Annotated in this window: 11 protein-coding genes; 8 read left to right on the top strand and 3 right to left on the bottom strand. The window is 72.3% G+C overall.

The features are described from left to right. Nucleotides 1-163: 163 nt before the first annotated feature. Nucleotides 164-679 carry a YbjN domain-containing protein gene (locus ACQP1S_RS28790; RefSeq protein WP_357896835.1) on the bottom strand — a complete coding sequence of 172 codons (516 nt, stop codon included), beginning with the start codon at nucleotides 677-679 and terminating at the stop codon, nucleotides 164-166. A gap of 60 nt (nucleotides 680-739) precedes the next feature. Next, complete coding sequence (gene mshA / locus ACQP1S_RS28795) at nucleotides 740-2,104, bottom strand: D-inositol-3-phosphate glycosyltransferase (RefSeq protein ID WP_432900872.1); 1,365 nt, start codon at nucleotides 2,102-2,104, stop codon at nucleotides 740-742. Nucleotides 2,105-2,286: 182 nt separating this feature from the next. Between mshA and ACQP1S_RS28800 the strand changes: the two genes are divergently transcribed. Both ACQP1S_RS28800 and ACQP1S_RS28805 read left to right on the top strand, forming a co-directional pair. Beyond that, the gene (locus ACQP1S_RS28800; protein ID WP_091242407.1) at nucleotides 2,287-3,054 is read left to right on the top strand and encodes an SDR family oxidoreductase; all 768 of its coding nucleotides are present in this window, start codon (nucleotides 2,287-2,289) and stop codon (nucleotides 3,052-3,054) included. A gap of 80 nt (nucleotides 3,055-3,134) precedes the next feature. Then, nucleotides 3,135-3,932: a class I SAM-dependent methyltransferase gene (locus ACQP1S_RS28805; protein ID WP_432900875.1), complete on the top strand. Its 798-nt coding sequence runs from the start codon at nucleotides 3,135-3,137 to the stop codon at nucleotides 3,930-3,932. Between the two features lie 361 nt (nucleotides 3,933-4,293). Here the strand turns inward: ACQP1S_RS28805 and ACQP1S_RS28810 are convergent, their stop codons facing one another. Continuing rightward, nucleotides 4,294-5,328, bottom strand: a complete 1,035-nt coding sequence (locus ACQP1S_RS28810; protein WP_432908413.1) for a UDP-N-acetylmuramate dehydrogenase — start codon at nucleotides 5,326-5,328, stop codon at nucleotides 4,294-4,296. Between the two features lie 127 nt (nucleotides 5,329-5,455). On the opposite strand from ACQP1S_RS28810, the gene ACQP1S_RS28815 reads away from it, so the two are divergent. The 6 genes from ACQP1S_RS28815 (at nucleotide 5,456) to ACQP1S_RS28840 (ending at nucleotide 12,367) form a co-directional block, all read left to right on the top strand. Beyond that, entirely contained in the window at nucleotides 5,456-6,217 is a 762-nt protein-coding gene (locus tag ACQP1S_RS28815; RefSeq protein WP_432900877.1) for a maleylpyruvate isomerase family mycothiol-dependent enzyme, read from the top strand. Nucleotides 6,218-6,509: 292 nt separating this feature from the next. After that, the gene (locus ACQP1S_RS28820) at nucleotides 6,510-7,817 is read left to right on the top strand and encodes an ABC transporter substrate-binding protein (protein WP_432900879.1); all 1,308 of its coding nucleotides are present in this window, start codon (nucleotides 6,510-6,512) and stop codon (nucleotides 7,815-7,817) included. A gap of 280 nt (nucleotides 7,818-8,097) precedes the next feature. After that, on the top strand, nucleotides 8,098-9,084 hold the full coding sequence (locus tag ACQP1S_RS28825) for a carbohydrate ABC transporter permease (RefSeq protein ID WP_432900881.1): 987 nt from the start codon (nucleotides 8,098-8,100) through the stop codon (nucleotides 9,082-9,084). After that, nucleotides 9,081-9,914: a carbohydrate ABC transporter permease gene (locus ACQP1S_RS28830; protein WP_432900883.1), complete on the top strand. Its 834-nt coding sequence runs from the start codon at nucleotides 9,081-9,083 to the stop codon at nucleotides 9,912-9,914. The genes ACQP1S_RS28825 and ACQP1S_RS28830 overlap by 4 nt, the downstream gene beginning before the upstream one ends. A gap of 46 nt (nucleotides 9,915-9,960) precedes the next feature. Beyond that, on the top strand, nucleotides 9,961-11,340 hold the full coding sequence (locus ACQP1S_RS28835) for a GH1 family beta-glucosidase (protein ID WP_432900885.1): 1,380 nt from the start codon (nucleotides 9,961-9,963) through the stop codon (nucleotides 11,338-11,340). A 19-nt stretch (nucleotides 11,341-11,359) separates the two neighbouring features. Beyond that, complete coding sequence (locus tag ACQP1S_RS28840) at nucleotides 11,360-12,367, top strand: LacI family DNA-binding transcriptional regulator (RefSeq protein ID WP_091242433.1); 1,008 nt, start codon at nucleotides 11,360-11,362, stop codon at nucleotides 12,365-12,367. The last annotated feature ends 234 nt before the right edge of the window (nucleotides 12,368-12,601 follow it).

Genomic DNA, 12,601 nt, shown 5'->3' on the forward strand with positions numbered 1-12,601 from the left:
GCCCGGCGTGTTCGGGGTCTGGTTGCCGGCCTGACGCGTGGTCCTGGTCGCCGTCGCGCCGCGACCTGAGCTGTTCCGCTGAGCCATGACACGCTCCTCGACGGTCCGTCCTCGGCCTGCGGCGGGTCCCACACTGCCGCACCGCAGCGGTGCGGCATACCCGTCAGGACCGGTCCGAACCTCCGGCGGACGGGGTGAACAGGTGAGCGAAGGCGGCGAGGTTCGCGGTCGACTCGCCCCGCTTGACCCGCCACTCCCACTCCCGGCGGATGGAACTGCCGAAACCGATCTCCAACATGGTGTCGAAGGACTCGTCGGCATAGCTGAGCACCGCCCCGAACAGGCGGTCCAACTCGTCGGCGTCGACACCGGCCGGGTTGACCCGGCCGGTGAGATAGACGTCCCCGACCGCGTCGATCGAGAACGCGACGCCGTACATCCGGGCGTTGCGCTGCAGCAGCCACGCCCACAGCTCCTCGCGCCGCTCGTCGGGCTGGCGCATCACGAACGCCTCGACCCGCAGCGCGTGCTCGCCGACGATCAGGTTGCAGATCGTCTTGAGCTTGTGGGTGCCGGGCAGGGTGACCGCGTACGAACCCTCGCCGGTGGCCTCCCACTCCAGCTCCCGCTCGGTGCAGAACGACTCGATCAGGGCCGCCAGCTCGCTCTTCGCGCTCATCGGACCCACTCTACGGCCGGGGTGACGGGCCCACCGGATGACGCTGGGCCGGCAACCCGGTCACCAGGAGCCGGTGAGCGCCGGCCCCTCGGCCAGCCGGGCCGCCAACCGCTCCCGGTGCCCGGTGACCGCCTCGCCGTAGACGGCGAGCAGGCCGGAGACCGTGCGCTCCCAGGAGAAGCTCCGGGCGTGCCGGGCGGCGCCCCGGCCCAACGCCTCCCGGGCCGACCGGTCCGGGAGCAGCCGGGCCAGCGCACGGGCCCAGTCGGTCGGGTCGTGGCCGTGCACGAGCACGCCGCTGACCTGGTCCCGAACGGCGGTGACCAGGCCACCGACGGCGGCGGCGACCACCGGGGTGCCGCAGGCCTGCGCCTCCAGGGCCACCAGGCCGAAGGACTCGTTGTGTGAGGGCACCGCCACCAGGTCGGCGGCCCGGTAGAGAGCGGGCAGGTCGTCCCCGGTGCGCGGCGGCAGGAAGCGGACCCGGTCGGCGACACCCAGCGAGCCGGCCAGCTCGATCAACGAGGTGGGCCGGTCCAGGCCGCTGCCGCTCGGGCCACCGCAGATCACCACGGTCACCTCTTCGGCGAGTTCCGGGTCCCGCTCGCGCAACGCGGCGACCGCGCGGACCAGCACGTCGGGTGCCTTCAGCGGCTGGATCCGGCCGACGAACGCGACGACGTACCCGTTGGTGGGCAGGCCCAGCCGATGGCGGGCGGCGCGGGTCGCCGCGGCCCGGTCCCCGGCGGCGGGGCGGAACCGGTCCAGGTCCACCCCGGGTTCGACGACCGCGACCCGGGCTGGGTCGGCGGCGTAGCGGTCGATCAGGTCGGTCGCCTCCACCCGGGTGTTCGCCACCAGCCGGTCGGCCTCGGCGACCACCTGCTCCTCACCGATCACCCGGGCCTTCGGCTCCGGCCGGTCACCGGCGGCGAGTTGGGCGTTCTTCACCTTGGCCAGGGTGTGCGCGGTGTGCACCAGCGGCACCCCCCAGCGCTCCTTGGCCAGCCAGCCGACCTGCCCGGAGAGCCAGTAGTGCGAGTGGATCAGGTCGTAGTGACCGGGCGGGCGGGCCGCCTCGGCGCGCAGCACCCCGGCGGTGAAGGCGCAGAGCTGGCCGGGCAATTCCTCCTTGGTCAGCCCCTCCAGCGGGCCCGAGGTGACGTGCCGGACGTGTACGCCGGGTGCCATCTCCACCACCGGGGGCAGGTCACCCGAGGTGGCCCGGGTGAAGATCTCCACCTCGACGTTGGCCTCGGCGAGCCGACGGGCGACCTCCAGGATGTAGACGTTCATGCCGCCCGCGTCGCCGGTGCCCGGTTGGTGCAGCGGCGAGGTGTGCACCGACAGGGTGGCGATCCGGCGGGGCCGGGGCCACGGCAGGGCGCCTCGCTGCCGACCGACGCCGGTGTGCTGATCCGCCACGTCCGCTCCCTCTGTCACGGTTGCTGCCGTCCCGCACGACCGGCGCTCCTCGGTCAACCCGAACGCCGGGTGTCATCTTCCCCATCGGGCTTCGGAAATGCGTCGCCCCGGGTCGCCGGGGTGACGGACCTCATCACCGGGGCCCCGGGCCCCGGCCGCGCGGTCGGGGTGAGAATGGCCGGATGACCTCTGTCGCGATCGTCACCGGGGCGTCCAGCGGGATCGGCGCGGCCACCGCCCGCCGGCTCGCCGCCGCCGGTTTCCACGTGCTCGTCGCCGCCCGCCGCGCCGACCGGCTCGCCGGTCTGGTCGCCGACATCACCGCGGCCGGTGGCAGCGCCACCGCTGTGGCCTGCGACGTCACCTCGGACGAGTCGGTGGCCGGGCTGGCCCGGGCCGCCGCCGACGCCCCCGGACCGGTCACCGTGCTGGTCAACAACGCCGGTGGCGCGCGCGGCCTGGACCCGGTGGAGAGCGGCTCGGTGGCCGACTGGCAGTGGATGTACGACGTGAACGTGCTCGGCACGCTCCGGGTCACCCAGGCCCTGCTGCCGGCCCTGGAGCGCTCCGGCGCCGGGACCATCGTGGTGGTCTCGTCCACCGCCGGCTTCACCGTGTACGAGGGCGGCGGCGGCTACAGTGCGGCCAAGCACGCGCAGACCGCCGTGGCGGGCACCCTGCGGCTGGAGCTGTGCGGCCGGCCGGTCCGGGTCGTCGAGATCGATCCCGGGATGGTACGGACGGACGAGTTCAGCCTGAACCGGTTCGGCGGGGACGCCGCAAAGGCCGACGCCACCTACACCGGGGTGGCGCAGCCGCTGGTGGCCGAGGACGTCGCCGAGTGCATCACCTGGTGCGCCACCCTCCCGCACCACGTCAACGTGGACCGGTTGGTGGTCCGCCCGCTGGCCCAGGCCGCCCAGCACAAGGTGCACCGGGTCAGCCAGTGACCCGACCCGGCCTACCCGACCGGGTCGGGCGATGATCCGGCACGGCTGGTGCCGCCGGCCGGAGTGGGCGGTGGCCGGCTGTGGCTGACCGCGACCGGCACCGGCCGTTGGGGGTGGTGACCCGGGGGACGACGAACCCGAACCGGCTCCGCCGGGTCGACAACTGGCTCGTCGAGACCTGCGGCGACCGGTTGCGGGCAGCAGCCGACCCGCTGGTGGTGGACCTCGGTTACGGCGCCACCCCGGTCACCGCCGTCGAGCTGCGAGGCCGGTTGGCCACCCGGGTCCGCGCCGACGTCCGGGTGGTCGGGCTGGAGATCGATCCGGTACGGGTGGCCGCCGCCGCGCCCGCCGCCGATCCCCCGGGGCTGACCTTCGCCCGGGGCGGCTTCGAGCTGGCCGGATTGCGTCCCATCCTGGTCCGGGCGTTCAACGTGCTACGCCAGTACGACGAGAGCGAGGTCGCCGACGCCTGGCGGACGGTCACCGACCGGCTCGCCCCGGGCGGGGTGCTGGTCGAGGGGACGTGCGACGAGTTGGGCCGGCTGGGCGGCTGGCTGCTGATCGACGCGGACGGCCCCCACACCCTCACCCTGGCCGCCCGACTGGCCACCCTGGAGCGCCCGGCCCAGTTGGCCGAACGCCTGCCGAAGGCGCTGATCCACCGCAACGTCCCCGGGGAACGCATCCACGCCCTGCTGCGCGCCCTGGACGACGCCTGGCACTCCGCCGCCGGCTACGCCCCGTTCGGCCCCCGCCAACGCTGGCTGGCCGCCGTCACCGCCCTCAGCTCCACCGGCTGGCCCATCCTCGACGGCCCACCCCGCTGGCGTCACGGCGAGCTGACCCTCCCCTGGCAAACCATCGCCCCCACCTGACCCACCCGCCCCTCCACCCCCACCCTTAGCTCCCCACCCAACCCCACCCCACTTCACCCCGCCCCTGCCCGCCCTGCCCCTGCCCCCGCCCTGCCCCGCCCCGGTGATCAAGAGGTTCAGGTCAACATCCCGCCGAAAACTGACGTAAACCTCTTGATCACGCCACCAACCCCGCCCCAGCTCGGCCAGTGCGCCGGGTCTGGGCGGGGTGAGCGCGGTGATCAAGAGGTTTACGTCATGGAAGTGGCCGAGGATGACGTAAACCTCTTGATCACCGGGCGGGCGAGACGGGGCACGGCGGGGCGGGGCGGGGCGGGACGGGGCACGGCGAGGCGGGGGCCTGGTGGGGGGTGGGGGTGGGTCAGATGGTGCAGGTGATGAGGACGGGTTCGGGGTGGAGGGGGACGGCGAAGCGGGTGTGCACGCCGTCGCGGATCTCGCGGGCGAGGGCGATCAGGTCGGCGGTACGGGCGGTGCCGCTGTGATTGGTCAGGGCCAGCGTGTGCTTGCCGGAGATGGCGGTGCCACCGGGTCCGGGATGCCCCTTGGCGAAGCCGGCCTTGTCGATCAGCCAGGCGGCGCTCACCTTCACCAGGTCGCCCGGGCAGGGCCAGGAGGGTGGTTCGCCGAAGTCGGCGGCGCGCTCGCGCAGCAGCTCGTACGCCGCCCGGTCGAGCACCGGGTTGGTGAAGAACGAGCCGACCGACCAGGTGTCCGGGTCGGTGGCGTCGAGCACCATGCCCTTGCCGGCGCGCAGCGTCAGCACGGCGTCCCGGGCGGCGGCCAGCGGCACCCGGTCACCGACCTCGACCCCGAGCGCGCGGGCCAGCTCGGTGTAGCGGACCGGCCCGGACAGCGGTGAGCGGTCCAGCCGGAAGTCGACGGAGAGCACCACCCAGCGGTCGCTGTACTTGAAGATGCTCCCCCGGTAGGCGAACCCGCAGTCCGCCGCGGCGACGGTGGTCAGCCGGTCCTCGGCGCGGTCGTACACCTGGACGCCGGTGATCCGCTCGGCGACCTCCTGCCCGTACGCGCCGACGTTCTGGATCGGGGTGGCACCGGCCGAGCCGGGGATGCCGGAGAGGCACTCCAGACCGGACCAGCCGTTACCGACGGTGGCGGCGACCAGGTCGTCCCAGGGCTCGCCGGCTTCGACCCGTACGGTGACGGTGTCGGTGTCCTCGGCGACCACGGTGAACCCCCGCGACCGGACCAGCACGACGGTGCCGGGGAAGCCGGCGTCCCCGACGACCACGTTGCTGCCACCGGCCAGGACCAGCACCGGTTCGTCGCGGCGGTGCGCCTCGCGGACCCGGCGGACGATCTCGTCGGCGCTGGTGGCGGTCTCCAACCGGGCGGCGGGCCCACCGAGACGCAGGGTGGTGTAGCCCGCCAGGACGGCCGGATCGGCGGGTTCGGCGCTCGTTGTCGGTTTGGCGTAGACGTCTGACACGCCTTTCACCCTAGGCTGAGGGGTAGCCACGGCACCCACTGGTCGCCGGGTCACCCCGGGGAGGATTGCGATGAGCAGACTGCACGCCACGAAGGACTTCTGGACCGGAGCGCTCCGGGTCGACGGCCCGGCATTCGCCGCAGCCGTGGCCGAGGCCCCGCCGGAGACACCTGTGCTGTCCTGCCCGGGGTGGACGGTGGCGGACCTGACCCTGCACCTCGCCGGCCTCTACCACTGGGTGCACTCCGTCGCCGGCACCGGCGACACCGCGCAGCCGGCCAGCCGCGACGACACCGTCGACCTGCCCGCCGGGCTGACCCCGCTCCAGCTCTGGCAGCACGAGTACGACCGGCTGATGACCCTCTTCGACGCGCTCGACCCGGAGGCACCGGCGTGGAACTGGGCGCCGCAGCCGAAGAAGACGGTTTTCTGGTCGCGCCGGATGGCGCACGAGACGGCGGTGCACCGGTGGGACGCCCAACTCGCCATCGCCGCCGGTGACCCGATCGAGACGAAGCTCGCCGCCGACGGGGTGAGCGAGGTGCTGGACACCTGGCTGCCGTCCGGTCGTCGGCGCAACCGGGGGCAGTGGCAGGGGGTGGTGCACCTGACCGCGACCGACGCCGCCCAGGACTGGTACCTGCGGATGCGCGGCGAGGGGGTGGCCCTGCTGGACACCGCGACGGTCTTCGGGCACGACGACCACCACGCCCGGGTGCAGGTCACCGGCTCGGCCAGCGACCTGCTGCTGGCACTCTGGGGCCGGGTCAGCTTCGACACCCTCGGGGTGGCGGGGGACCGTTCCCTCCTGGAGGGCCTGCGCGTGGGCTGAGGTCCGCGCACCACCGCTACCGCACATCGAGAGCGGCCGTCCCACCGGGGACGGCCGCTCCCGGCGTTCCCGGGGCGGGACGCGACCCCTCCCGGCGTTGCCGGTGGGACGGCCGCTCCCGGAGTTCCGGCGAAGATCCAAGAGAGCGCTCTCTTGACAGGAGCCCATCGACCTACCACCCTGTCGTGAGAGCGCTCTCTCATCGAGATCGAATCCGGGCCGGCGACCCTCGCGGCCCGCTCATACGCAGGTCCACACCCCACCACCACCCGACCTGAGAGGGGTCCGACCCATGGGTGTCTTTTCCCGCCGCCGCCTCGCGGCGATCGCCCTGGTGGCCACCAGCGCGCTGCTCTCCACCACCGCCTGCGGCGGCGGCGACGAAGCCGCCGACGGCGGGCCGGTCACGCTGACCGTCGACGTGTTCGGCCAGTTCGGCTACGAGAAGCTCTACCGGCAGTACGAGGCCGACCACCCCGGCGTCAAGATCGTGGAGCGGGGCACCGGCGGCAACCTCGACGAGTACTCCCCCAAGCTCACCCAGTGGCTCGCCGCCGGCAAGGGCGCCGGTGACGTGGTCGCCATCGAGGAGGGGCTGCTGGTCGAGTACAAGGCCAACCCGCAGAACTTCGTCAACCTGCTCGACCACGGCGCCGCCGACCTCAAGGGCAACTTCCTGGAGTGGAAGTGGAACGGCGGGCTGACCGCCGACGGCAAGCAGCTCATCGGGCTCGGCACCGACGTCGGCGGGATGGCGATCTGCTACCGCAAGGACCTCTTCGCCGCCGCCGGCCTGCCCGTCGACCGGGACGCCGTGTCCAAGCTCTGGCCCACCTGGCAGGACTACGTACGGGTCGGCGAGCAGTTCACGGCGAAGAACACCGGCGCGGCCTTCCTGGACGCCGCCACCAACACCTTCAACACCATCCTGTTGCAGACCGCCGGCAACACCACCGGCTACAGCTACTACGACACCACCGACAAGCTGGTGGTCGACAGCAACCCGGCGGTACGCCAGGCGTACGACACCACCGTCGACATCATCGACTCCGGACTCTCCGGCCGGTACGGGGCGTGGTCCGAGGAGTGGGTGTCGGCCTTCAAGCAGGCGAAGTTCGCCACCATCGCCTGCCCGGCCTGGATGACCGGGGTGATCGAGGGCAACGCCGGCCCGGACGCCAAGGGCAAGTGGGACATCGCCCAGGTGCCCGGCAGCGGCGGCAACTGGGGTGGCTCCTACCTGGCGGTGCCGAAGCAGAGCCGGCACCAGGCCGAGGCGATCGCGTTGGCCAAGTTCCTGACCAGCACCAAGGGCCAGATCGGCGCGTTCCAGGAGAAGGGGCCGCTGCCGTCGTCCCCGCAGGCGCTGGCCGACCCGGCGATCGTCAACTCGACGAACGCGTACTTCTCCGACGCCCCGGTCGGCAAGATCTTCGCCGCCGGCGCCAAGAGCCTCAAGCCGGTCTACATGGGCCCCAAGAACCAGGCCGTCCGGACCGAAGTGGAGAACGCCGTCCGCACCGTCGAACTGGGCCAGCGCAACCCCGCCCAGGGCTGGACCGACGCCACCGACAACGCCCGCAAGGCCGCCGCCAAGTAACCCTCCCCGACCGCGTGGGGGCGATGTGGCGGGGTCACCACACCGGGACACCGCACCATCGCCCCCGGCGGGCCGCTACCCGCTCCCACCGCGCCGCGCGATCCGGGCGGGCGGCGGGGCGGACAGCGGCTCGCGGCGCGGGCGGGCCGGTCGCGCGGGACAGGGCGGGCGCGGGCGGGCCGGTCGCGCGGGACAGGGCGGGCGCGGGCGGGCCGGTCGCGCGGGACAGGGCGGGCGGACAGAGGTCGGGCGGGTCAGGGAGAGAGGGAGCACGCGGGAGATGGTTGTTCAGGTTGAGGGTCGGCCGCCGGGGGCGGCCAAGGCCCGGGGCAGGGGGCCGGCACGGGAGCACCGGCTGGCCCGGCTCGACGTCAGGTACTCCCCCTATCTGTACGTGACGCCGTTCTTTCTGCTCTTCGCGATCTTCGGGGCCTATCCGCTGGTCTACACGTTCTGGGTGTCGCTGCACGACTGGGACCTGCTGGGGGTGGACCCGACCTTCATCGGCACGCAGAACTACACCCAACTGCTGGCCGACGCCGACTTCTGGCACTCGGTGGTGAACACCCTCGGCATCTTCGTCATCTCCACGGTGCCGCAACTGCTCGCCGCCCTGTGGCTGGCCAACCTGCTCAACCGGCGGCTGCGGGCGCGGACCACCTGGCGGATGGCGGTGCTGGTGCCGAACGTCACCTCGACGGCGGCGGTGGCGATCGTCTTCGCGGTGCTCTTCGGCCGCGAGTTCGGCATGATCAACTGGCTGCTCGACCTGGTCGGCATCGACGCGATCGACTGGAAGGCCAACCGCTTCGCCGCCTGGACGGCGATCTCCGCCATGGTCGACTGGCGGTGGACCGGCTACAACGCGCTGATCTTCCTGGCCGCCATGCAGGCCATCCCGCGCGACCTGTACGAGTCCGCCTCCATCGACGGGGCCGGCCGGGCCCGGCAGTTCTGGTCGATCACCGTGCCACTGCTCAAGCCCACGATCATCTTTGCGGTGATCATCTCCACCATCGGTGGGCTGCAACTGTTCACCGAACCCCGGCTGTTCAACTCCGGCACCAACGCGATCCGGGGCGGCCCGTTGCGGGAGTCCCAGACGGTGACCATGTACATGTTCGAGAACGCCTTCGCCCCGCACTACAACTTCGGCTACGGCTCGGCCGTCGCCTGGCTGCTCTTCGCCCTGATCGCGGTGGTCGCCGCGATCAACGTACTGATCCTGCGCCGGCTCGGTGGCGGCGCGCGCAAGGGGGACCGATGACCCGGATCTGGTCGGCCGGCCGGCTCACCTACCCGGCGCTGGCGCTCACCGCCCTGCTGTCGATCTTCCCGATCTACTGGATGTTCGTGGTGGCCAGCCGCAGCAGCGACGCGATGGGCCAGGTGCCGCCGCCGCTCACCCCGGGCGGCAACCTCGGCACGAACATCTCCCGACTCTTCGCCAACCCCGACGCGCATTTCCTCACCGGCCTGGTCAACTCCACGATCGTCGCGGTCAGCGTCACCTTCTCGGTGGTGCTCTTCTCCACCCTGGCCGGATTCGCCTTCGCCAAGCTGCGGTTCCGGGGACGCAACGCGCTGCTGATGGTCATCGTCGCCACCATGATGGTGCCCACCCAGCTCGGGGTGATCCCGCTCTATCTGCTGATGACCAAGCTGAACTGGAACGACCGGCTGCCGGCGGTGATCGTCCCGGCCCTGGTCACCGGGTTCGGCGTGTTCATGATGCGCCAGTACGCGGCCCAGGCGGTCAGCACCGAGCTGATCGAGGCGGCCCGGGTCGACGGCTGCCACACGCTGCGGATCTACTGGAACGTGGTGCTGCCCGCACTGCGGCCCGCCGCCGCCGTACTCGGCCTGCTCACGTTCATGACCACCTGGAACGACTTCCTCTGGCCGTACGCTGTGCTCAACGATCCGGAGAACCCGACCGTGCAGTTGTCGCTGCGGGCCCTCTCCGACGGTTACTACCAGGACATGTCGCAGGTGTTCACCGGCACGGCGATCGCCACGCTGCCGTTGCTGCTGGTGTTCGTCGTGTGCGGCCGCCAGATCATCGGCGGCATCATGGAAGGTGCGGTCAAAGCGTGAGCGCCGATCCTGCGAGCCCCGCAGTCGCGAAGAAGGAGAATGCCGCGTGAGCGAGCTTCGGTTCCCCGAGAACTTCGTGTGGGGCGCGGCGACCGCCGCGTACCAGATCGAGGGCGCGGCCCGCGACGACGGTCGCGGCGAATCCATCTGGGACACCTTCAGCCGGACGCCGGGCAAGGTGTTCGCCGGGCACACCGGTGACGTCGCCTGCGACCACTACCACCGGTACACCGACGACGTGGCGCTGATGGCGGAGCTGGGGCTGGCCGCGTACCGGTTCTCGGTGGCCTGGCCCCGGATCAGGCCGGACGGCACCGGCCCGGTCAACCCGCGCGGGCTGGACTTCTACGACCGGTTGACCGATGCGCTGCTCGACCGGGGCATCGACCCGATCATCACGCTCTACCACTGGGACCTGCCCCAGGCGTTGCAGGACCGGGGTGGCTGGGCCAGCCGGGAGACCGCCGAGCACTTCGCCGACTACGCCCTCGCGGTGCACTCCCGGCTCGGCGACCGGGTGCGCACCTGGACGACGCTCAACGAGCCGTGGTGCTCGGCGTACCTCGGTTACGGCAACGGGGTGCACGCTCCCGGCGAGCAGGACGCCGGGGCGGCCTTCCGGGCCGTACACCATCTGTTGCTGGGGCACGGGCTGGCGGCGCGGGCGCTGCGGGCGGCGGGCGCGCAGACCGTCGGGATCACCCTCAACCCGGCGGACGTCGCGCCGGCCGACCCGGGCAGCGCCGCCGACGCCGCCGCGGTACGCCTCGTCGACGGCCTCCAGAACCGGATCTTCCTGGACCCGCTGACCGGGGCCGGCTACCCGGCCGACGTGCTCGAACACGTCGCCCGGACGGTCGAGCCCACGTTCGTCCGGGACGGCGATGAGAAGATCATCGCCGCGCCGCTGGACCTGCTCGGGATCAACTACTACTCGCCGACCTATGTCGCGGGCCGCCCGGACGGGGGTGGCAGCAGCGCCTACCCGGGCACCGAGGGGGCGGTGGAGTTCCTGCCGGCCACCGGCCCGGTGAGCGACATGGGCTGGCAGATCGAGCCGGCCGGGCTGACCCGGTTGCTGGTGCGGATCGGCACCGACTACCCCGGGCTGCCGCTGATGATCACCGAGAACGGTGGCGCGTTCCCGGACGACGCCGCCAGCCTGGCACCCGAGGGGTCGGGCCGGATCGCCGACAACGACCGGATCGCCTACCTGGACGGGCACCTGCGGGCCGCGCACGAGGCCATCTCCCGCGGAGTCGACCTGCGCGGCTATCTCGTATGGTCGTTGCTGGACAACTTCGAGTGGGCCGAGGGCTATCGGAAGCGGTTCGGGATCGTCCACGTCGACTACCTGAACCAGCGGCGCACCCCGAAGTCGAGCGCCCGGTGGTACCAGGAGGTGATCTCCCGGAACGGGCTGTGACGAGGCGGTGGTAACGGGTATGACGGCGGCACAGCGGCCCACCCTGGAGGCGGTCGCCCGACAGGCCGGCGTGTCCCGGGCGACGGTGTCCCGGGTGGTGAACGGCTCCACCACGGTCGCCGAGCCGATCCAGGAGGCGGTCCGTCGGGCGGTGGCCGAGCTGGGGTACGTGCCGAACCTGGCCGCCCGCAGCCTGGTCACCCAGCGGACCGACTCGATCGCCCTGGTGCTGCCGGAGGTCGCCACCCGGGTCTTCTCCGACGACCAGGTCTTCCCCGGGCTCATCCGGGGCGCGGCCCAGGAGTTGGAGGCGGCCGACAAGCAGTTGGTGCTGATGCTGGCCGGCTCGCCCGCCGGGCACGACCGGGTCACCCGGTACACCACCGGCCGGCACGTCGACGGGGTGCTCTTCGCCTCGCTGCACGGGGAGGACCCGCTGCCCGGTCGGCTCGCCCGGCTGGGGATACCGGTGGTGTGCAGCGGCCGACCGCTGGACGCGGCCGACGTGCCCTACATCGACGTGGACCACATCGGCGGGGTGGCCGCGGCGACCCGTTACCTGATCAGCAACGGTCGCCGCCGGATCGCCACCATCGCCGGCCCGCAGGACATGGTCGCCGGCATCGAACGGCTCGCCGGCTACCGGGACACCGTGGTCGCCGCCGGCCTGCCGCAGATGATCGAGTACGGCGACTTCACCCGCGAGTCGGGGACCACGGCGATGCGTCGGCTGCTCGCCGCGTACCCCGATCTGGACGCGGTCTTCGCCGCCTCCGACCTGATGGCGCACGCCGCCCTACGAACGCTGCACGAGGCGGGACGGCGGGTGCCGGAGGACGTCGCGGTGATCGGCTTCGACGACATCGAGACGGCCGCCTACACCGAGCCGCCGCTGACCACCGTGCGGCAGCCGATCGTCGAGCTGGGCCGGAAGATGACCCGGCTGCTGCTGGCCCTCGCCGATGGCGCGGAGGTCGAGCGGGCGGTGGTGTTGCCGACGGAGCTGGTGATCCGGCAGTCCGCCTGACCTTGCTGGTCCTGACCCCGTCGCTCCTGCTCCCGGGGCCGGGGCCGGCCCCCAGGCACGGGTGCACCCGCCTGGCGGGCAGCACGGGCCGATGTCACTCAGAGTTGGATTGCGGCGGCGAGGGGCGAAAAGCTGTGGCAGCCGGTTCGACGGGTGCCTACGCTCGCGGGCATGTCTGACCTTGCCCCATCGTGTCGTCCCACCAGCATGCCGCCCGACGCCGGAGTGCGGCGA

Origin of the sequence: Micromonospora matsumotoense (assembly GCF_050951065.1) — a bacterium.
GTDB lineage: Bacteria > Actinomycetota > Actinomycetes > Mycobacteriales > Micromonosporaceae > Micromonospora > Micromonospora matsumotoensis.